This window comes from Clostridium sp. LS3, assembly GCF_055330225.1.
In genome coordinates, this window is record NZ_CM143921.1 from 718,336 (window position 1) to 741,989 (window position 23,654).

Annotated in this window: 18 protein-coding genes; all 18 read left to right on the forward strand. The window is 28.3% G+C overall.

Annotated features, from left to right (window positions below; all coding sequences use genetic code 11):
* Positions 1-16 precede the first annotated feature (16 nt).
* The gene (locus ACZJV1_RS03355; protein ID WP_463651430.1) at positions 17-325 is read left to right on the forward strand and encodes a nucleotidyltransferase domain-containing protein; all 309 of its coding nucleotides are present in this window, start codon (positions 17-19) and stop codon (positions 323-325) included.
* Positions 312-707, forward strand: a complete 396-nt coding sequence (locus ACZJV1_RS03360; protein WP_463651431.1) for a nucleotidyltransferase substrate binding protein — start codon at positions 312-314, stop codon at positions 705-707. Before ACZJV1_RS03355 ends, ACZJV1_RS03360 begins: the two co-directional genes overlap by 14 nt.
* 344 nt (positions 708-1,051) lie before the next feature.
* Positions 1,052-2,362: an ABC transporter substrate-binding protein gene (locus ACZJV1_RS03365; RefSeq protein ID WP_463651432.1), complete on the forward strand. Its 1,311-nt coding sequence runs from the start codon at positions 1,052-1,054 to the stop codon at positions 2,360-2,362.
* 161 nt (positions 2,363-2,523) lie between these two features.
* Positions 2,524-3,354 (forward strand): carbohydrate ABC transporter permease, encoded by an 831-nt coding sequence (locus tag ACZJV1_RS03370; protein ID WP_460286511.1) that lies wholly within the window; start codon positions 2,524-2,526, stop codon positions 3,352-3,354.
* A complete protein-coding gene (locus tag ACZJV1_RS03375; RefSeq protein WP_463651433.1) occupies positions 3,347-4,192 on the forward strand; it encodes a carbohydrate ABC transporter permease in 846 nt (281 codons plus the stop codon). Before ACZJV1_RS03370 ends, ACZJV1_RS03375 begins: the two co-directional genes overlap by 8 nt.
* Before the next feature lie 170 nt (positions 4,193-4,362).
* The gene (gene lacZ, locus ACZJV1_RS03380; protein ID WP_463651434.1) at positions 4,363-7,611 is read left to right on the forward strand and encodes a beta-galactosidase, LacZ type; all 3,249 of its coding nucleotides are present in this window, start codon (positions 4,363-4,365) and stop codon (positions 7,609-7,611) included.
* Positions 7,612-7,824: 213 nt separating this feature from the next.
* Positions 7,825-9,393: a response regulator transcription factor gene (locus ACZJV1_RS03385; protein ID WP_463651435.1), complete on the forward strand. Its 1,569-nt coding sequence runs from the start codon at positions 7,825-7,827 to the stop codon at positions 9,391-9,393.
* The gene (locus ACZJV1_RS03390; RefSeq protein WP_463651436.1) at positions 9,368-11,119 is read left to right on the forward strand and encodes a sensor histidine kinase; all 1,752 of its coding nucleotides are present in this window, start codon (positions 9,368-9,370) and stop codon (positions 11,117-11,119) included. The genes ACZJV1_RS03385 and ACZJV1_RS03390 overlap by 26 nt, the downstream gene beginning before the upstream one ends.
* 378 nt (positions 11,120-11,497) lie before the next feature.
* The gene (locus ACZJV1_RS03395) at positions 11,498-13,450 is read left to right on the forward strand and encodes a leucine-rich repeat domain-containing protein (protein WP_463651437.1); all 1,953 of its coding nucleotides are present in this window, start codon (positions 11,498-11,500) and stop codon (positions 13,448-13,450) included.
* 429 nt (positions 13,451-13,879) lie between these two features.
* Positions 13,880-14,806: a GntR family transcriptional regulator YhfZ gene (yhfZ, locus tag ACZJV1_RS03400; protein WP_463651438.1), complete on the forward strand. Its 927-nt coding sequence runs from the start codon at positions 13,880-13,882 to the stop codon at positions 14,804-14,806.
* A gap of 50 nt (positions 14,807-14,856) precedes the next feature.
* Positions 14,857-15,201 carry a PRD domain-containing protein gene (locus ACZJV1_RS03405; protein WP_463651439.1) on the forward strand — a complete coding sequence of 115 codons (345 nt, stop codon included), beginning with the start codon at positions 14,857-14,859 and terminating at the stop codon, positions 15,199-15,201.
* A 202-nt stretch (positions 15,202-15,403) separates the two neighbouring features.
* On the forward strand, positions 15,404-15,760 hold the full coding sequence (locus ACZJV1_RS03410) for a DUF2620 domain-containing protein (RefSeq protein ID WP_463651440.1): 357 nt from the start codon (positions 15,404-15,406) through the stop codon (positions 15,758-15,760).
* A gap of 150 nt (positions 15,761-15,910) precedes the next feature.
* Positions 15,911-17,197: a YhfT family protein gene (locus ACZJV1_RS03415; protein WP_463651441.1), complete on the forward strand. Its 1,287-nt coding sequence runs from the start codon at positions 15,911-15,913 to the stop codon at positions 17,195-17,197.
* Positions 17,198-17,445: 248 nt separating this feature from the next.
* On the forward strand, positions 17,446-18,321 hold the full coding sequence (locus tag ACZJV1_RS03420; protein ID WP_463651442.1) for a phosphotriesterase family protein: 876 nt from the start codon (positions 17,446-17,448) through the stop codon (positions 18,319-18,321).
* A gap of 11 nt (positions 18,322-18,332) precedes the next feature.
* On the forward strand, positions 18,333-19,442 hold the full coding sequence (locus tag ACZJV1_RS03425; RefSeq protein ID WP_463651443.1) for an aminotransferase class V-fold PLP-dependent enzyme: 1,110 nt from the start codon (positions 18,333-18,335) through the stop codon (positions 19,440-19,442).
* 12 nt (positions 19,443-19,454) lie between these two features.
* Positions 19,455-20,615: a YhfX family PLP-dependent enzyme gene (locus ACZJV1_RS03430; RefSeq protein WP_463651444.1), complete on the forward strand. Its 1,161-nt coding sequence runs from the start codon at positions 19,455-19,457 to the stop codon at positions 20,613-20,615.
* 337 nt (positions 20,616-20,952) lie between these two features.
* Complete coding sequence (locus ACZJV1_RS03435; protein ID WP_463651445.1) at positions 20,953-22,161, forward strand: phosphopentomutase; 1,209 nt, start codon at positions 20,953-20,955, stop codon at positions 22,159-22,161.
* Between the two features lie 223 nt (positions 22,162-22,384).
* A complete protein-coding gene (locus tag ACZJV1_RS03440) occupies positions 22,385-23,470 on the forward strand; it encodes an amidase family protein (protein ID WP_463651446.1) in 1,086 nt (361 codons plus the stop codon).
* Positions 23,471-23,654 lie beyond the last annotated feature (184 nt).

Consider the following 23,654-nt stretch of genomic DNA (forward strand, 5'->3'; position numbering starts at 1 on the left):
AATAAGAGGTGATAGCTTGATTAAGGGTATAAATTATAATTTAGAAAAAGGAATAGTAGAGGAAATATGTGAAATATCTAAAAAGTATCCTGAAATTAAAAAAGTAGTTCTTTTTGGTTCAAGGGCACGTGGAGATAATTCGCCTAAAAGTGATATTGATTTAGCTATATATTCAGAATCTTCTTTAGTAGATTTTATTGAGGATATTGAGAATAATACTAATACTTTATTAGAATTTGACTTTTCAAATATGAATACAATAAAAGATGAATTGTTTATAGAACAAGTTAATAAAGAAGGGGTTATTATATATGAGAAGTATTGATTTTAAATATATGAACTTAAAAAAGGCATATATCAGATTAAAAGAAGTAAGCGATTTATATGATGGTAAAAATGATATAATTAGAGATAGCTTAATACAGAGATTTGAATTTACTTATGAGCTTACCCATAAAACCCTTAGAGAGTTTATGAAATATTTAGGGGTAACATTAGAAAATTCATTTCCGCGCACTATATTCAAAAAAGCCTATGTAAACAACTTGATTTCAGATGATAAAGTTTGGATTAATTTATTAGAAGATAGGAACTCAACATCACATATTTATAATGAAAGCCTATCAGATGAAGTAGCTCATAGAATAGTTAATAAATATGTTAGTGCAATTGGAGAATTAGTAGAGAATTTAGAGAAGTTATTGTAGAAGTAGCCCATAGCAGAAAAGTATGTTTATTTTATACTTTCATTATCTTTAGTTTGTGTGTGGACATATATAAGTAAATTTATATATGTCCACTTTTTTATTTGCTTTAATCTAAAAATAGTACAAGTTTATAAAAATAATCCATTTCTTATGTAATATAGAAAATAAAATCTAAAAATATTAAAAGTTTAAGTAAAGAATCTTCTAAATTAAAGCAATTAAGTTATGATAATATAAATGCATAAGGTGTAAAGCATTACAAAATGTAAACAAGCCTAGTTAAGATTAATACACTTTTCATAAAAGGGGAATGACAAAGAGAATATTAAGATGGAGGGGTTTAAATGAAAATTAAAAAATTGACATCAATTTTATTAGCAGCAACGTTAACTTTAGGTTTAGTAGCTTGTGGAGGAAATAGCAAAAACACAAGTGATAAGACGGATAGTAAAAATGCTAAAAGTAACAAAATAACAATATGGGCATGGGACGAGTCTTTCAACATAGTAGCAGCAAATAAAGCAAAGGAAATATATAAAAAGGATCATCCTGACGCAGAAATTGAAGTTGTTACAATGGCTCAAAATGATATTGTAGCTAAATTAAATACAAGCTTATCTTCAGGATCTTATGAAGGACTTCCTAATGTTGTATTAGTTGAAGACTATAGAATCCAAGGATATCTACAATCATATAAAGATGAATTTGCAGATTTATCATCTATAGCTAAAGCAGGAGATTTTGCAGAGTTTAAAACAGGTGTAAATTATATTGATGGTAAATTATATGGAATTCCTTTTGATAGTGGAGTTGCAGAGACTTTCTATAGAACAGATTTAATAGAAAAAGCTGGATACACTAAGGAAGATATGCAAAACCTAACTTGGGAAAAATACATTGAAATAGGTAAAGCTGTGAAAGAAAAGACTGGTGTTGCAATGTGTACATTAGACCCAAGTGATATAGGACAAATTAGAATGATGTTACAAAGTGCTGGAGCATGGTACACAGATGAAAATGGTAAAGTTACTATAGCAGATAATCAAGCATTAAAAGATGCCTTAAAGACATATAAAGACTTAACTGAATCAGGAATTACAAAGCAAGTAGCAAATTGGGATCAATTTGTAGGAGCATTTAATAAAGGAGAAGTTGCATCAGTAGTTACAGGTTGCTGGATTGCACCTTCAATTAAGAAGGCTGAAGATCAAAGTGGAAAATGGGCTATAGCACCATTCCCTAAGATGGGAGCTAATTCTAAATCTGTTAATGCATCTTCATTAGGTGGAGCAGGATGGTATGTTCTTAAAAACGTTGGAAACACAGATATGGCAGTAGATTTCTTAGGAAAAACTTTTGCTTCAAATACAGATTTAATGAATGGATTAGCACAAGATATAAATTTAGTAAGTACTCTAAAGGCAGCAGCAAAGGCTCCAAATTATTCTAAGCCAAATGAATTCTTTGGTGGTCAAGAAATATTTGCAGATTTTGCAAAATGGAATGAAAAAGTACCTTCAGTAAATTATGGACTACACACTTATGCAATTGAAAGTATTATGACTGAAGCTGTTCAAGCTATAGTAGGTGGAGCTGATATTGATTCAACTTTAAAGAATTTCCAAGGTCAAATTGAATCAGCTGTAGCACAATAATAAGAGTTAAAAGAGAAATAATCATTATAAGGAGAGTAGCCATTTATTAAAATAAAAATTAGTAAATGGTTATTTTCTATATAGGGGGAATAGGCTTGATAGTAAGAAAGAAAAACAATAGTCTCAATTATAAGTCGGATAGAAAAGCATGGATATTTATTATGCCAAGCATTATTTTAATAACAGTCTTTGTGTTTTATCCAATGGTACAAGCTTTTATAACTTCCTTCCAAGGTGGATTGGGAAATAATCTAGGCTTTGTAGGAATAGATAACTATAAAAGGTTGTTAACAGATTCAACATTTAAGAAGGCATTATTTAATACATTATTATATTTAATAATCCAAGTACCTATTATGACCATATTAGCCCTTGGAATATCAGCTTTATTAAATGATAAAAAATTAAAAGCAAGAGGATTTTTTAGAACAGCAATATTTTTACCATGTGTTACGTCACTTGTAGCATATTCTATTATTTTTAAAAGTCTATTTGCCACTGATGGATTTATAAATGTAATTTTAATGCAAATTAATGTTATATCAGAACCAATTGCATGGATTACTCATCCAATATGGGCAAAGGTATTAATTATAATAGCAATAACATGGAGATGGACAGGATATAATATGGTATTTTACTTAGCTGGTATGCAATCAATTGATGATTCTATATATGAAGCAGCTGAAATTGATGGAGCAAGTGCTTTTATGAGATTCAAATGCATAACCCTTCCATTACTAAAACCTATAATTTTATTTACAACAATAAATTCTACAATAGGAACATTACAATTATTTGATGAAACTGCAAATATAACACTTGGAGGACCAGCAAATGCAACAATTACAATTTCACAATATATATATAATTTATTATTTAAATATTCACCAAACTTTGGATATGCAGCAGCAATATCATATGTAGTAGTACTAATTATAGTAATACTATCATTTATTCAATTAAAAGCAGGAGGGGATAAGGATGAATAAAAAAAGTAAGATAATAAATTTTATTAAATATGCATTTTTGATTATTTTATCTTTTATATCAGTCTTCCCATTTATTTGGATGGTCATAGCTACAACTAATAAGTCCGTTGAAATTACAAAAGGCACATTAATACCAGGAACATATTTTTTTGAAAATCTAAAAAACTTATTATCATCAGACTTGCAATATATGACAGCATTTAAAAATTCACTAAAAATTGCAGTTATTATTACAGTTTTAGCTATGCTAATTTCTTCATTAGCAGGATATGCTTTTGAGGTATATAAGACAAAAACTAGAGATAAAATATTTAAATTTATATTACTATCTATGATGGTACCTTTTGCAGCTTTAATGGTGCCTTTATTTAGAATGTTTAGTAAATTCAGCAATGTTGCTCCACTAAAAGGAATATCTTTAAATACACATGGTTCGGTAATTATTATTTCAGTTGCAACAGCCTTTTTAATATTCTTTTTTAGGCAAAACACAAAGAGCTTTCCAAAGGATTTAATGGAAGCAGCAAGAATAGATGGTCTAGGAGAATTTGGTATTTTCTTTAAGATTTATATACCGACAATGAAGTCAACTTATGCAGCAGCAACAATAGTTACTTTTATGGCTAGCTGGAACAGTTACTTATGGCCACTTATAGCATTACAATCACCGGAAAAAAGAACATTACCACTTGTTATATCAGCATTAGGTTCATCATATACTCCTGATTATGGAATGATGATGACTGCTGTTTTAATAGCAACTCTGCCTACAGCTTTAATATTCTTCTTAATGCAAAAGCACTTTGTTGCAGGTATGACAGGTTCAATGAAGGGATAATTATTGCCCCTCCCTCCAGGGGTTCAATTATTTAAAAAAAGGCTGTGTTAGACTGAAAGGTTGATATGATAGTGACTTCATAGCTAATTCATTAGGCTAAGAATTTCTATTATTTCTTCCATAATGTCTAGCACAGCCAAATAAAATAATAAAACTAGAAAAGAGGTGTTATGTTTATGTTAGATATACAAAGCTCACAAATCGCTGAAAACTTACAAAATGAGCCAAGCTTAGATTGGTTAGAAAATCCAGAAGTTTTTAGGGTTAATAGAATAGATGCTTATTCAGATCATTTATTTTATGAGAAGAGAGAAGATTTATCATTAGGATATAATATGCCACTTAAGCAAAGTTTAAATGGAAAATGGAAATTTTCTTATGCAGTTAATCCAAGTAATAGAATAAAGGATTTTTATAAGGAAGATTATGATTGCAGTAGTTTTGATTATATAAATGTACCAGGACATATTCAAATGCAAGGCTATGATAGATGTCAATATATAAATACAATGTATCCATGGGATGGAGTAGAGGAATTAAGACCTCCACAAGTTTCAAAAGAGTATAACCCAGTTGGAAGTTATGTTAAATATTTTAAAGTAAAAGAAGAATTAAAAGACAAAAAGATTTATATATCCTTCCAAGGTGTTGAAACAGCATTTTATGTATGGTTAAATGGAGAGTTTATAGGCTATAGTGAAGACACATTTACTCCATCAGAATTTGAATTAACAAAGTATATAAAGGATGGAGAAAATAAATTAGCTGTTGAAGTATATAAAAGAAGTAGTGCTAGTTGGATAGAAGACCAAGATTTTTGGAGGTTTTCAGGAATATTTAGAGATGTGTACCTATATGCAACACCGAATTATCATGTAGAGGATTTATTTGTAAAGTCAGGGTTAGATGATACTTATACTAATGGTGAATTAAGTATAGATATAAAATTAAACAATAATAAAGGATGTATTGTAAAAGCATATTTAAAAGATAAAAATAATAATTTAATTCATGGCTTTAAAGAAGTTAAATTTGATAAATATAATAATGAAAATGATAGTAATACTACTAATAAAGACATTAATAAAATAACCTTTAAATCTACTATAAATAAGGTTGAAGCATGGAGTGCTGAAAGTCCTTATTTATATAAACTTTATATTGAGTTATTAGATAATGAAGGAAATTTATTAGAAATAGTTCCTCAAAGGATTGGATTTAGAAGATTTGAAATAATTAATAAAGTAATGTGTTTAAATGGAAAAAGAATAATATTTAAAGGAATAAATAGGCATGAATTTAGCTCTAAAAATGGGCGTGCGATTACTAAAGAGGATATGCTATGGGATATAAAATTTTTAAAACAAAATAATATAAATTCAGTAAGAACATCTCACTATCCAAATCAAAGTCTTTGGTATGATCTTTGTGATGAATATGGAATTTATTTAATAGATGAAGCCAATTTAGAAAGTCATGGATCATGGCAAAAGATGGGGGCATGTGATCCAGAGTGGAATGTTCCAGCTTCAATTCCTGAATGGAGAGATACTGTAATTGATAGAGCAGAATCAATGCTCCAAAGAGATAAAAACCATCCATCAATATTAATATGGTCATGTGGTAATGAATCTTATGCAGGAACAAATATTTTAGAAATGACAAAGTATTTCCATGAAAATGATGATACTCGCTTAGTTCACTATGAAGGGGTATTTTGGAATAGAGAATTTGATGAAATAAGCGATATCGAAAGTAGAATGTATGCAAAGCCTGCAGATATAGAGGAATATTTGAAAAACAATCCACAAAAGCCTTATATAAGCTGTGAGTATATGCATGCAATGGGTAATTCCTGTGGAGGAATGAAGTTATATACAGATCTTGAAGATAAATATGAACTGTATCAAGGTGGATTCATATGGGATTATATAGATCAAGCAATAGAGGTAATTAATAAAGAAGGAAAAAAAGTATTTGCATATGGAGGAGACTTTGATGATAGGGCAACAGACTATTGTTTCTGTACTGATGGAATTGTTTATGCTGACAGAAGTGTATCTCCAAAGGCTCAAGAAGTAAAATATTTATATTCAAATGTAAAACTTATTCCTCACAGCAAAGGTGTAACTATAAAAAATAATAATTTATTTGTGGGAACAGATGAATATGATTTTGTGGTATATATTGAAAAAGAAGGCGAAAGGATTTTTGAAACTATAATAAAAGCTGATGTTAAACCAGGAGCAGAAAAATATATAGAGATACAATATCCTAATATTCAATACTATGAGGAATATACTTATAATATATCTATGAGGTTAAAGGAAAATTTATTGTGGGCTAATAAAGGGTTTGAAGTATCTTTTGGTCAAGAAGTTTATAATATAGATTGCAAAGGTTGTACAAAAGTTAGTGAAAATATAAATAGTAAGGAAAGTACCTTAAAAGAAGTTTTACAAGAAGATAATCTAAATAAATCATTAGAAGAATACCCCAAAGAAGTTATAGAAGATAAAGACGAATTGTTACAAGTGATTGAAAATAGCAATTCACCACAAAGTTTCAAGATCATTCATGGAGATGTGAATATAGGGGTAGTTGGCAAAGGCTTTAGAATGATGTTTTCTAAACAAGAAGCAGGTTTAATATCTCTTTGTTATGATGGAGTTGAATATATAACAAGAGTTCCAAGAACTTCTTTCTTTAGAGCAACCACAGATAATGATAGGGGAAATGGCCATGATTTTAGAACTGCACAATGGCAAATAGCAGGAGCTAATCAAAAATTAGAAGACTTTAAATATATAGAAGAAAATGGTAAAATAATATTAACTTATAAATTTATAATGCCAACTAGCATTAAAACTAATAATATAGTTAAATATACAGTAACTCCAAATGGAAATATAGAAGTTGATATACATTATAAAGGTGTAGAGGGTTTATCAGAGATACCTATATTTGCTATGGATTTTAAATTAAAAAAGGAACTTAGTAATTTTGAATACTATGGTTATGGGCCAGAGGAAAATTATATAGATCGTAATAATGGTGCTAGGCTTGGAAGGTTTAAAAATACAGCTATAAATAATTTATCTAAATATTTAATTCCACAAGAATGTGGAAATAGAACAGGGGTAAGATGGGTAAGGGTAACAGATAGTAATAATGAAGGCTTATCTTTTAAATATGTAAATACACCATTTGAGTTAAGCGTATTACCATATAGTGCTTATGAGCTTGAAAATGCTATGCATATAGAAGAACTTCCACCTATTAATTATACATGGGTACGTATAATAGCTAAACAAATGGGCGTTGGTGGAGATGATAGTTGGGGAGCTTTAGTACATGATGAATATAAAATTTCATCTAAAGAAGATATAAATTTAAGTTTTGTTATATCAAAGGCTTAAGGCATTATCAAATAAATATTAGACCAGTTTTCTCGCCTATTTGTCACGATTACTTCGTCGTCAAAAGCCTGGCATAGCTCCACTATGACAGTCTTTTAACTTCTTGTCTCGTGGCAAATATGCTTCGAACCTTTGGTCTATTATTTATTTTCACATGCCTAATATTTAATCTTTAGTTTAACTTATATATAATAATCTGTAGAGGGGGATATTATGAGTAAAAATTATTGTAAGGTTTTAATTGTAGAAGATGAATTTATTATGCGTCAAGGAATGAAACATATGCTTGAATGGGAAAGGGAAGGCTTTACAATAGTTGGAGAAGCAACAAATGGGCAAGAGGCATTAGAGTTAATAGATACATTAAAGCCTAACATTATAATTTCTGATATCGTTATGCCAATACTTAATGGTGTTGATTTCTCAAAAATAGTTCAAAAAAAATATCCAGATCTACAGATTATTATTTTAAGTAGCTATGATAATTTTGAATACGTTAAAGATACTCTTTTAAATGGAGCTGTAGATTATATATTAAAGCCAACCTTAAATCCAAGTCAGCTTTTAATAACTTTAAAAAAAGCAGTTGATAGAATTCCAGGTTTAGAATTAATTAAAAATGAGGATATTTATTACAATAATTTAATTGAAAGATATTTAATTGGTTTTGATTCTAAATTAGATAATACTAAGTTTTCAGCAATTTTTCCTAATACTTATTTTAGAATTTTAGGTATAAATTTAAAGCAAATTTGTGGAAAAAATAAAGAAAATATAAAAAAAATTAAAACAAAGATAGAAGAATTTTTTATAACTAATAAAGAGTATATTCATTTGAAGCTCTTAATTAATGATGAAGTACTTTGTTACATTATCAATTATAAAATAAGTAAAGATAAAGAAATAGTAGAGAATATTAAAGAATATATTGAGAAGAATTTATTAATTCAAGAAAATATATTTTTTATAATCACACCAAAATTTGATAACATTTACAAAGTTAAAGAAATATATAATGAAAAGTTTATTTCATACCTATCTCAAAAATTTTATTATAAAGATGAGTTTTTACTAAATACAGAAGGAATAGATTTAAAAAGCAAGTTAGTAAAGTTTGATTATAATAAATATTCTAATCTAATAAAAACAAAAGAATTCAATTTAGCAATTAATATGATAAATGAATATGTAGATTATGCTATAGCTTTAAGGATGGATGAGTACAAACTTAAAAACCTTGTTAAAAACTTATTATATAATGTGATAGTAAGTTTAGAGTCTTATGAAATTGAAACAGAAGAGTTAAGGCAATCATACTTTAAGAAAATAGATAACGTAGCATATTCACAAGACTTTATTGAGGAAATCAATATAATTATTTTAGAACTTAAAGATATTATTTCAAAAAATATAAATGTGGAAGCGGAAAGAATTAAAGAAATTTTAGATTATATAAATGAGCATTATGATAAACCTCTTGAGTTAAGTGATATTTCAAAGGCATTTAACTTTAATTATTATTACTTATCCTTCTATTTTAATAATCACTGTAAGGAAGGCTATTCAGAATATCTGAATAGAATAAGAATTGAAAAAGCATGTGAACTATTACAAGAAAATAAGTTTTATGTTTCTGAAATAAGTAGTATGGTAGGTTACTCAGATCATAGTTATTTTTGTAGAGTCTTTAAAAAGATAGTAGGACATACCCCTAGTAATTATCGAAGATTAAGCAAAGTTAAGGGAGTGCTAAGTAATGAAAAAGAAGCTGATAAAAAATAGTTTATTTTTTAAAATATTGTGTGTTGTTGTTGCAGGAGTAATTTGTGTATCAGCTTCTATTAGTTATATTATAATAAATATTTCAAGGGGAATATTTACAAAAACTTATAGTGACTCTCAAAAAAAAATTTTTCAACAAGTAAATGATAAATTTTATGATTTTCATGCTGAAGTAGTTAAAGTTATAAATGAAGTGAATTCTCATAAAGCCTTTAAAGTATTTCTCGCTGAAGAAAATTTAAGTATAAAAGAAAATTTTAAAAATATATATGATGTTAAGAGTCAGATGAAATCAGCATTAGCAACAAATACATATGATATGAGTGTTTTAATAGTAGGTTTAAATGGAAATTCATATTTAAATAGAGAAGAGCTTTTAACTATGGATGCTAATGAGATATTGGACATGGATATTTCTAAAAAATCCTTAGAAAATAGTAAAACTATTCTATATCAGTATTTAAAAAAAGGATTCACTTCCTTCACAAAGGATGAGCCTGTAATTGTGATAACAAAAGCTTTGAATTTAAGTAATGGAAAGCCTTATGGGGTTATATACTTTACAATAAAAGAAAAAGATTTTGAAAAATTTTATGATTATTTTACAGTAGAAATAAATGATATAGTAGTTCTAAATGAAAATAATGTTGTTCTATCTTCAAACAAAAAAGAAAATATTGGAGAAGTCCAAGAAGAATTTAAAGAAAGCATAGATGAACTTGCTTTAACAAAGGAAGTAAGTAAAAGTTATAAAAGTGATACAAATACAATATTAATTCAAAGACTTCCTTATTGTAATTTAACTATATGCGGAACTGTAGATAATTATAAAGCCTTAGGAAAAATGTATGATATGAGAAATATAGTTCTCATTTGTGTTGTAATTACATTATGTATTTTAATAGTTATATTTTTAATAGTTAGGCAAATGACTAAACCTCTATATTTACTTACTAAAAAAATGTCTAATGTAAGGGATGGAAATTTTGATGAATATATAGAAGTAAGTGGTCCAGAAGAAGTTAAAGAGCTATCATCTACCTTTAATTATATGATAAAGGATTTAAATAAATATGTAGATGAGCTAGTTAAGGTTCAAAGGGAAAAGAGAGTAGCCGAAATACATGCTTTGCAGATGCAGATAAATCCACATTATATTTTTAATACATTATCAAGTATAAAATGGCTTATATGGCAAGGTAGTAATGATAAATCAATAAGTGCATTAGATTCTTTTATAACTTTGCTAAGAAATACAGTTAGTAAGACAGATGAGTTTATTACTGTAGCTGATGAAATAGAGAATATTAAGAATTATGTGTTTATAAATAATATCAGATATGGAGACAGAATAAAAGTTGAGTATTTTATAATGCCTGATTGCAATGATTATTTGGTGCCTAAACTAATACTACAGCCTTTTATTGAAAATTCCTTCTTCCATGGATTTCCATCAGATGAAGAAGGAAAGATACAAGTTTTCATAAAAGAACAAGATCAAAATATGAAAATAGAAATATATGATAACGGTGTAGGAATAGAAGAAGAGACTTTAGAAAAAGTCAAAGAGAAAAAAGAAACTAAAAACGAACACTTTAGCGGAATAGGAGTAAATAATGTTGATAGTAGAATTAAGCTTATATATGGGGACGAATATGGAATAGAGATAAAAAGTAAATTAAATAAAGGAACAACGGTAACAATTATGCTACCAATTAAGAAATGAAAAAGTGGACATACGTAAGTTTGCTTATTCTGCCGCTTCGATCCTAGTCAACACAAACTTACGTATGTTCACTTGAAAACTGAAGGAAGGAAATTATAAAAAGTTATTCACATAATAAACTTTTTATAATTTCATCGTATTAGAAGTAAAAATCAAATGGGGTAGCGTAACGTTACCCCCTTGAGGTCTAATTATTTTTCAATAAAAGAGCTACCTTAATGAGAGCTCTTTTTTTATATATTTAAACATAAATAGTAAAACTTTCGAAAAATATGTCCAAAATATGTCCAAAATATGTCCTAAATACAAATTAACGTCATTATTTACAAATATTGTGATATAATTATAATATAGAAAATAATAGAAAGAAGTGTTTTTATGAATAAGAGTAAAATCTGTGCTTTAATATTAGGTGTAGCAATACTTGCTCAAGTAGCAGCTCCATCTTTAAATGTTTTAGCTGAAGAAGTTAATACTAAAAAAATTGATGAGAAAGTGAGCTTAGAGGAAGAGAACTTAAAAATTAATGAAAAAGTGATCTTAGAGGAAGACAACTTAAAAATTAATGAATCGTTACAAAAGAAAGATGAAATTATAAATATACCAGATATTAATTTAAAGAAAGCATTAAATGAAACATTAAATCAAGCAGAAAATGCTGATATTACTAGAGAACAACTTGAAAGTATAACAAAATTAGTAGCAATTGATAAAAATATAAATAGCATCGAAGGATTACAATATTGCATAAATTTAGAGGAATTACTTTTAAATGGAAATAATATAAGTGAAATAAAGGGTTTAGAGGGATTAACTAATTTAAAGACATTAGACCTAGCAAGAAATCAAATAAGTAAAATAGAAGGATTAGAAGGATTAGTAAATTTAGAACATTTATATTTAGAAAGAAATCAAATAAGCAAAATAGAAGGATTAGAAGAATTAACCAAATTAGAACAATTATATTTAGGGGAAAATCACATTGCTAGAGTAGAAGGATTAGAAAGATTGACTAACTTAAACCGATTGGTTTTGTCAAGTAATGGTATGTATTCTATAGAAGGATTGGAAGAATTAACTAATTTAGAGTATTTATATTTAGGTGGTAATGAAATAAATCATATTGAAAATATAAGCCATTTATCTAAATTACGTTTATTAGATTTATCAGATAATCACGTCGCTGAAATGCAAGGGATAGAAGGATTAAGTAATTTAGAAATGTTATTTTTACAAAAAAATAGAATAGAGAAAATAGAGGGGCTAGAAGGGTTAAAGAATTTAAATTACTTAGATTTAGATTCAAATCAAATAAGCAAGATAGAAGGGTTAGAAGGGCTGACTAATTTACAATTATTAATATTAGATTCAAATCAAATAAGCAAGATAGAAGGTTTGGAAGAGTTAAAAAGTTTAAATGCCTTAAATTTAAGTTCAAATCAAATAAGTAAAATAGAAGGACTAGAGAGTGTAACTAATTTAAACTCATTACTATTAGATTTAAATCAAATAAGCAAAATAGAAGGGTTAGAAGGGCTAAAGAATTTAGGGTCCTTAGTTTTAAGTAGAAATCAAATAAGCAAGATGGAAGGTTTGGAAGGGTTAAAAAATTTAAATGGATTAACTTTAAATTCAAATCAAATAAGTAAAATAGAAGGGCTAGAAGGATTGAACAATTTACATTCCTTAACTGTGAGCTCTAATGAAATATCTGAAATAACAGGATTAAAAGGATTATTAAATTTAAATTATTTAGATTTAGAAGTTAATAAAATAACGAAAATAGAAGGACTAGAAGGATTGAATAATTTATCCTACTTAAATTTGCGGTCTAATAAAATAAGTAATATAAAACCATTAAGTGAGTTAACTGGATTGCTTTATTTTGATATAATTATGCAAGAAATTAATTTACCAGAATTAGAGACAAACGATTCAGTTGAGGTAGAAAATATTTTAGTAGGTATTAATGGAGAAGCTATAAAGCCTAGTGACATGGTTGGTGATAACTATGATTTAGAGACAAATAAGCTTAAGTGGAATAATATATCAAAAGATGTAGTTGAGACTTTCTACTTTGCAAAGGAGATAAAGATAGGAGATACTCGTGGAGTTTTTTCAGGAACAGTATCACAATCAATTAAGTATATAAATAATAACAAAGGAAATACTGATAACAATTCAAATACTAATAGTAATGATAAATCAGATACAAAAAATAATACTTCATATACTAGTCTTCCACAAACAGGGGTAGAGAGTCAACTACCATATATAGCTGGAGTATCTTTATTATTAGGTTCTGTATTAAGTATTAAAAAGAAAAAATAATATAAAATAATTTAATATTATAAGAAAAATATAAAGTTTTTTTTAGGGCGGTTCAAAGATAAATTTGAATCGTCTTTTTTATTAATTCGATATTTGTGGAATTATGCTACCGATTAAGAAATGAAAAAGTGGACATACGTAAGTTTGCTTATTCCGTCGCTTCGCTCCAAGTCAACACAAACTTACGTATGTCCACTTGAAAACTGAAGGAAGGAAATTATAAAAAGTTATTCACATAATAAACTTTTTATAATTTCCTTGTATTAGAAGAAAAAATCAAAGGGGGTCGCGAAAAATGCTACCCCTTTTGAGGTGCAGTAATTTCCAAGAAATATTTTTTTAAATACTATTGTAAAGGTAATCAAAGCGTGATATTATAAATATACAAAATATTGTACATTAAATGAGAATTAGACAGGAAGTGATATATTGGACTTGCAAAGTACGCTTATGCAAAAGCTTGGAATAGCAATTAATTCCTTAGCAGTTGAGTTTTTATCTTTAAATGAAGGTGACAGAATTAAGACTATTGCAGAGCTTTCTGAGAATTACTACACCGCAAGAGGCACAATACAATCTGCTTTAAAGTTTTTAAAAGAGCATGGTGCATTAACTTTAGAATCTAGAGGACATTTAGGAACTTTTATAAAGGAGATAAATTATATAAAGCTTTTAGAACTTACAGGAATTAAATCTTTAGTAGGGGTTATGCCATTACCTTATTCTAAAAGGTATGAAGGACTAGCAACTGGACTTTGTAAGTGTTTAAATGGCTCAGGTATAAATACAAATCTTGCTTTTATGAGGGGATCTAACCATAGATTAAAAGCTTTGGAAGATGGCAGATATGATTTTGCAGTAACTTCTAGACTAACTGCTGATTATTATTTAGAAAATAATAAGGAAATTCAAATAGTTAGAACTTTTGGAGATTTTAGTTATGTTAATGAACATATAATAGTTGTTTCTAAAGATTTTAATGGTGAATTCAAAAAAGGTACAAGGGTTGGAATAGATAATTCTTCTATAGATCAGTTTATGTTAAGTAAAATATATTTTGAAGAAATAGAAGTAGAATATGTTCCATTAAACTATAGTCAGTTTATCACAGCAATAAAAGAAAATAAAATAGATGCTGCAATTTGGAATTTAGATGATATTGAGGATAGGAAAGATGATATAAAATTTATTCCTATAAACAGAGAAAATAAAAACATAAAAGATACAGAAGCAGTAATTATTGCAAATAAGAAAAATTCAATCGTTCCAGCACTATTTTCTAGAGTATTAAATGTAGATGATGTGAAGGAATATCAAAGACTTGTTATGGAAAAGAAGATAATGCCTCAATACTAGGGGTATTACTGATATCAAAATACAAAAAAACGTATATTGGAGGTTTGGGGATGGAATTAACATTAAGATTAAATATACTAAGAGACTCAGGACAATTATCACAACAAAATTATGACAAGGTTCTAAAGGTAATAGAACATTTTAAGGAAAAAATGGGTATAACACTTTTAGAAGAGAATGCATCTATGTTTATAACTCATTTATGTTCAGCATTAACAAGAATTGAAGAAGATAAATTAGTTAATAAATTAGATGAAGTTGTAGCAGAATCTTTAAAAGAAGATAAAAATTATGATAAGGCATATTTAGTAACAAAAGATTTAGAAGAAATTTTAGGAAAAATTCCAGATTCAGAGTTTGACTTTATAATAATGCATGTTTGTACATTGCTATAATTAATCTAAGTAAACAAAGAAGAGTGGGACAAGTAAATAGATATAGGACAAATATATAAGAAAATAAACAAATGAATAGATAAATAACAATATGGAAAAGTAGATAATGTAAATGAACATATAAAGATATAGATAGGTAGTAAGTAAATAAAAAAATTAGAATAATATAAAGAAATTTTTAAAATTAGGGAGGAATATAAAAATGAAAAGAATAGTAATAGGTGGACAAATAGACAAGCAAAGAGTAGCAGATATAACAGCGAAAATAGCAGGTGACAAAGCAAGTATTGAAATTAAAAGTGATATAGAAGCAGCAATGGCAATAAAAACAGGAACAGCAGATTTTTATTTAGGAGCATGTAACACTGGTGGCGGTGGAGCACTTGCAATGGCAATAGCATTACTTGGAATGGGTCAATGTGCAACAGTATCAATGCCAGGAAATATTAAAAGCGAAGCAGAAATAAAAGCAGAAGTAGAAGCAGGGAAAAAAGCGTACGGATTTACAGCACAACATGCTGAAGAGGTTATACCAGTAATACTTAAATATCTATTATAAAATATTTATCAACTCAAATATTTATATATGAAAGTTAGCTTTTATTGAATAAAGTGAGCAAATAGTCATAAAAACATAAATAGAAAATTTAATTAGTTATATATTTTATTTATATATATTATATTAAAAAATTTTTGGGAGGTATTATTTATGCAATATTTAGTTGTAGCACTTTTAGGTGCTTTAGCAGCGATACTAGCAAATGCAGGTATAGCAGTTTTCAATGATGGTTTTAGAGCTATAGTTCCAGAATACTTAGAAGGTAGAATGGACAAAAAAGCTTTAGCAGCAACATCTTTTGCAATAAGCTTTGGATTAGTTATTGGTTTTGGTATACCAGTATCAATAGCGGCATCTATAATCTTAATTCATAGTATATTATTAGGTACTGATATTATTGGTTCTTTCTGTCCAAGTGGTAAAAAGGGACTAGTTGTATCTGGAATAGCTGGAGCTCTTTATGGAGTTGGTATAGTTTATGGATTACAATTTGTTGTTGATTTATTTGCAAAGCTACCAGTTAATTTCTTAGATTCATTAAAACTAGTTGGTACTCCAATTACAGTTGCATTTGCAGTATTCCCAGCATTGGTTGTATCTTATCAATTTGGAATTAAAAAAGGATTCCTTACAGGAATAGTTGCTTTAATAGTAAGACAAATAACTGCAATATATGGAGTTTTCACTATAAATGGAGCTAAGGTTAAATTAGATCAAGAAGGTATGGCATTACTTGCAGGTATGATAATAATGATTGCTTTTGCAATGAAGGAAAAACCAGATCCAAATGCACCAAAGATTGATTTAGCAGCACTTTTTGAAGAAAGAGTTAAAAAAATCAAAAAGAACTTACCTTTATTAGCTTTAATGGGTGGATTAGTATCAGCAGCAACTAGTTTAAGCCTAGTAGCTGGAGACCCTATTAGTTTAAATCTTTTAGCAGAAGGAAAAACAACTGAAGCTGCAATGACAGCATTTGCAAGAGGTATAGGATTTATACCACTAGTTGCAACTACTGCAATTTCAACTGGAGTATATGCACCAGCAGGTATGACATTTGTATTCGTTACTGGATTCTTAATAGGAAACCCAATACTAGCATTTGTTGCAGGGGCAGTAGTAATGACTTTAGAAATTTTATTCTTAGATGTTATGGCTAAGATGATGGACAAGTTCCCAGGAGTTAGAAAGTGCGGAGATAACATAAGAACAGCTATGAGTAAAGTACTAGAAGTTGCTTTATTAGTAGGTGGTGCGATGGCAGCTCAAGCAATGGCACCAGGATTTGGATTATTCGTAGTAGTTGGACTTTATGTATTAAATAAAACTTCAAAGAAGCCAATAGTAGATATGGCTGTTGGTCCAGTAGGAGCAATTACAGTAGGAATTTTAATTAACATATTAAATTTAGTTGGATTATATGTAGTTCCTAAATAAGAATTAAATAAAAATTAGATAAATTTTACTTAATTAAATAGAGAGGTAGCATAATAACTTGCTACCTCACTTTTAAAATAAGCATAACTTATTCAATAACTAAAATGTTATAGAAGTACATATACTCCAATATATAATTTCCTTCCTTCAGCTTTGAAGTTCACCTATGTAATTTTTCGATGACTTGGAGCGAAGGGATGGAATAAGCAAAATTACATAGATAAACTTTTTTATAAGGAGATATTTATATGAATAAAGAAATAATTTATTGTCATGAACATATTACTATAGATTTGTCAGGTGTAAAAAAAGATGCGGATTGTTTTTTAAATAATAAAAGACAAACAATAGAAGAGTTTAAAGATTTAAAGGCTAAAGGAGTTTCTACCATTATAGATGTTACTAACAGAGGAATGGGAAGAAGTACTGAATATGTTAGTGAAGTTATTAAAGAAACTGGTATAAATATTCTTCAAGCAACAGGATACTATAAGGAACCATTTCTTCCAGAAGAGGTTTATAACATAAGCGAAAAAGAAATGGCAAAGCTTTTAGTAGATGAAATAGTCAATGGGATAGATGGGACGCAGGTTAAAGCAGCTGTTATAGGAGAAATAGGAACTAGCTTAAATAAAATAGAAGAAATGGAAAAGAAGGTTTTTGAAGCTTCATGTAGAGCACACTCTGAAACAGGAGCACCAATAATAACACATACAACACTTGGAAAATTAGGATTAGAGCAAATTGAAATATTTAAAGAGTTTAACGTTGATTTATCTAAAGTTACATTAAGTCATATAGATTTAAGTGGTGATTTAGAATATATGTTTAGATTGGTTGATACAGGAGTGAATATAGCATTTGATACAATTGGAAAAAATAATTATCAGCCAGATGAAAAGAGAGTAGCGTGGTTAAAAGCTCTTTGTGAAAAAGGATATAGCAATCAAATAGTTATGTCTATGGATATTACAAGAAAGTCTCATTTTAAAGGAAATGGTGGACTTGGTTATAGTTATTTAATAGATAACTTTTTACCAAGATTATATGAAAATGAAATTTCTAACAAACATATAGAAAATATGTTAGTTAATAATATAAAAAATATATATAACCTTAAGTAGGAGGAAAATCTATGAGAACATACCCATTACACTCAATAAGTTTAGATGAAGCAAAGAAATTACAATTTAAAATAATAGATACAATAACAAAGAATTTTGATGGACAAGAAATATTATCCCTAGGTGACTTAGGTGTTGTTAAGGGATTAAATAAACCAACTTATACTAAAAAGGTTGAAAATGTTTTTGCAGAAGTATTTGATGCAGAAGCAGCAATATTTGTTAGAGGAGCAGGAACTGGAGCTATAAGATGGGGATTAATTAGCTTTATGAACAGTGGAGATGCTATTTTAGTCCATGATGCACCAATATATCCTACTTCAAAAGTTACTATTGAAACTATGGGACTTAAGGTTATAAAAGCTAACTTTAATGATTTAAATAACATAAAAGATGTTGTCTTAAAAAATCCAGAAGTAAAAGGTGCATTAGTTCAAAATACAAGACAAAAAATAGATGATTCTTATGATTTAGAAGAAGTTATAACTACTATAAAAGAAGCTAATTCTAACATAAAAATAATTACTGATGATAACTATGCTGCTTTAAAAGTAAAGAAGATAGGTAACCAATGTGGAGCTGATCTTGGAAGTTTTTCTTGTTTTAAGATATTAGGACCTGAAGGTGTCGGTGTTTTATTAGGAAAGAAAGATCTTATAGATAAGGTTTATTCATTAAATTATTCAGGGGGAAGCCAAGTACAAGGCCATGAAGCAATGGAAGCTTTAAGAGGGCTTGTATATGCACCAGTTTCATTAGCAATTCAATCAGAAGTTAATGAAGAACTTGTAACTAGATTAAAAAGTGGAGAAATCCCAGAAATAAAAGACGCTTTTCTTGCTAATGCTCAATCAAAAGTGTTATTAGTTGAATTAAATGAAAATATAGCAGAAGAAGTTTTAGAATTAACAACTAAATATGGAGCAGCATCACATCCAGTAGGCTCAGAATCAAAATATGAATTTGTTCCAATGATGTATAGAGTTTCTGGAACCTTTAGAGCAGCTGATCCTACTTTAGAAAAGAGAATGATAAGAGTAAATCCAATGAGAAGTGGAGCAGACACAATAATAAGAATATTAAAAAATGCAATTGATGACGTTAAAAAACAAGTTAAGTAAGGGGGAGTAAAGATGTTTCTTGAAAAAACCATAGAAAGAAATAGAGAATTAGTTCAAGCTGCATTTAACCTCCATAAAGAAGGGTTAATTATTCCTGACACTTATGTTATTGACTTAGATACATTATTAGAAAATGCTGAAAAAATGAAAGCTGAAGCAGATAAGTATGGTATAAAGCTTTATTTCATGACAAAGCAAATAGGCAGAAATCCTTTTATTGCAAAAGAGTTTATGAAACTTGGATATGATGGAGCAGTAGTAGTAGACTTTAAAGAAGCAGGAGTTATGATTGATAATGGAATTAAGATAGGTCATGTAGGACATTTAGTTCAAATTCCAAAGGCTTTAATAGAAAAGGTAGTTAAATCTAAACCGGATTATATTACTGTTTATTCAATTGAAAAAGCTAAAGAAATTAATGAAGCCTGTGAAAAGCTGGGATTAAAGCAAAATATAATGCTTAGAGTTTTAGGAGAAAATGATAACTTATATTCAGGTCAATATGGAGGATTTAAGTTAGAAGAACTTAAAATAATTGGAGAAGAATTAGTAAAGCTTAAGAATTTAAATTTAGCAGGAGTAGCATCATTTCCATGTTTCTTGTTTGATGAAGAAAGTAATAAGATTAAAAGAACAAATAATATAGATACAATTAAAAAGGCTAAAGATATTTTAGAAGAGACATTTAATGTGAAAATAGAACAATTAAACATGCCATCAGCTACTTGTGTTAGTTCTATAAAGAGTATATACGAAGAAGGTGGAACTCATGGAGAACCAGGTCATGGATTAACTGGTACTACTCCATATCATAAGTTTAATGATGGAGTGGAGCTTCCAGCCATGGTTTATGTAAGTGAAGTATCACATAACTTAGGAGATAGATCTTATTGTTATGGAGGAGGTCATTATAGAAGATCTCACATGGAAAATGCTTTAGTTGGTGAAGATATAGATAATTCAAAAATGATTAAAGTTATTCCACCAACAGATGAAAGTATAGATTACCATTTTGAACTATCAGAAAACTGTAAAGTATCAGATACTGTAGTTATGGCTTTCAGAACTCAAATATTTGTAACTAGAAGTAACGTAGCTTTAGTTAAAGGAATTAAATATGGAAATCCAGAAATAGTTGGAGTTTATGATTCGCAAGGAAGATTAGTAAAATAGTGACAGATTAAAGAAATAGCTGATAAAAATCTATTGAATCATAAATATAGCTACTATAAAAAGATAAATAACCAATATTTAAAATAAAAAATAGTTAAAAGAAATGGATGCTGAGGATGGGATAGTACTACAACCTTGTGCTGAAGTTTCTTTTAATTATATTCAAAAATTAGGGTGTGTTAGAGGAAAATGTTGATATGAGAGCTACTCCAGAAATAATGAAATTCTAAAAATTTGCTCATATATGATTACGCAACTATTATATCAGCTAAAATGGCTAATACAGCGAAATATTAAAATTGATATTTGATTAAATAAGAAGAGGAGGAAATTTAATATGGGAAAATTTGTTGTAATTGTACTCGATGGTTTTGGCATTGGAGAAATGGATGATGTTAAAGAAACTAGACCTCAGGATATAAATTCAAATACATGTCTTCATATATTAGAAAAAAGAAAAGATGTAGTTTTACCTAATCTAGAAAAGTTAGGTCTTATCAATATATTAGGAACAGAAATAAATGGAATGAAGAAAAATCCACATGCAACTTTTGGAAAGGGAAGATTAACTCACTTTGGAGCTGATACCTTCTTTGGTCATCAAGAAATAATGGGAACAAAGCCAAAGATGCCTTTTAGAGAACCTATTAAAAATAAAATAGAATCAATATATAATGCTATAAAAGAAGCTGGATATAAAGTTGAATATAAAAAGGGAAATAAGGAGAAGTATCTAGTTGTAGAAGATGCACTTACTGTTGCAGATAATATAGAATGTGATTTAGGTCAAGCTTTCAATATCACATCAGCATTAGATTTAATACCATTTAGTAAGGTTTTAGAAATTGGACATATAGTTAGATCTATTGCAACAGTCCCAAGAGTTATAACTTTTGGAGGAAAAGGAATTACTTTAGAAGATATATTAAATGCAGAAGAAGAAAAAGACGGTGGATATATAGGTATAAATGCACCAAAATCAGGAGTTTACAATACTGGATATGAATGTATTCATTTAGGATATGGAGTTAATCCTAAAACTCAAGTTTCAACAATACTTTCTGAAGAAAATATACCAGTTTATTTATTAGGAAAAGTAGCAGATGTAGTTATAAATGAAAAAGGAACAAGTATCCCTATGGTAGATACAGAAAAGGTATTAAAGAGAACAATAGAAATATCCAAAGAAGTAAAAGAAGGATTTATATGCTGTAATGTACAGGAGACAGATTTATCAGGACATGCGGAAAATGTTGATAGATATGCAGAAAAACTTCAAATATCAGATAAGCTTATAGGTGAGCTTATAGAAACAATAAGAAATGATGATATATTATTAGTAATGGCAGATCACGGAAATGATCCAACAATAGGGCATAGTAAACATACAAGAGAGATGGTTCCAATTATGATATATGGAGAAAATATTAAAGAAGGAACAGTTGGAGTAAGAGCAACACTTTCAGATGTAGGAGCAACAGTTGCAGATTACTTTAAAGTAAAAGCACCGGAAAATGGAGCAAGTTTCTTAAATAAACTATTATAAAATTTGTACTTTAAGTAGTATAAACTTTTTAAAGAGACAAGGATGAACATTATATATAGGAAAATTATATATAGGAAAATTAAATAATTCAATATGATGGAGAAATTAAAATGAAGAAATTTAAAGTTAATAAAGGCTTAATAAATTTAATTTATTTTTATTTCTCCATTGCTTATTTTATAGAGGTGAAAAGTTATCTTTAATTAACAAGGAGGTTACCTAAATGATGGATTGTAAAACAAAATTATATAAGACTAAAATTCTAGCAGAACAAAATTTATATAAATCTGTTATTTCAATAAATAAAACCTTAGAAGAAGAGGAAAAACACAAAGAAAAAGAATATTTAACCTTTGGTGTTAAAAATACTGTGGATATACCTATAGAGTTGGTGGATAAATTAAGGAAAAATTCTAAATATTTATTCACTACTGTGGATAAAATGTCTCATATTGGTAGAAGTTTGGATACGGATTTAATTAATCCATTAACTTATAGATGTATGACTGGCTCAAGTAGTGGAACAGCAGTAAATATTCTTAAAGGAATTAATGACTTTGGTATAGGAACAGATGGGGGAGGATCAGTCCTTGCTCCTGCCCTTAGTACTAATTTGTATTCTTTTATAGGTTCAGGCATAGGATTAGTTACAGATAAAGAAGGCTTATCCACAGATAGTATATCTTTTACTGGAGGAATTGGGATAATTTCTAAAAATTTTCCTGTATTGAAGATGGTAGTAGAAGATATTATCCACAAGGAAATAAATTATAAACAAAAGAAAACGAGAGTATTAATACCAGCATATAATTGCTTAAAGTTACCAGATGGCATAAATATGAGGTTAGAAATAGATAAAACAATATCTAATATAAACAAAGAAGAATTTGAGTTTAAGGAATACTTTTTTGAGAATATTTATGAAAGAAGCATAGGAATAAAAGAAATTAAATATATTTTTGGAAATGACATAGCAGACATTATTTTAACCTATGAAGGACCAATAGATGTTTATGGCTATGATGAAACTATTCAAAGAAGCTTTAAAGGAAAAGCAGAAAAAGAAATTACTTCAAATGGTGGAAAAGCAATAGTAAAGGCAGCAAATATGTGTAAGTGTACAGCAATAACGATACCAGGAGATAAACTTGCAAGTGGCTTTGTAATATGTGCAAAAGAAGGAATGGATGGTTTAGTAAATGCATTTAACCTTGGAGAGATTTTAGATAATAATATAGAAAAGAATGAGGTTTTTGATAGATACTTTATAGAAAGAGAGAAGTTTATTGAGTCCATAAAGATAAATTGATATTACATTTATATATTTACATATGAGAAAGGTTTTAGAATTTCATGAATTCTTGAGTAAATAATAGAAATTCTTAAAGTATGTGAATTAGTGATTAAGCAATTATCATATAAAAACTTTCATATAGATAACCCTATATTTAACCTTTAGTTTATAAAGTGTGTATATAATATGGTGGCGACTT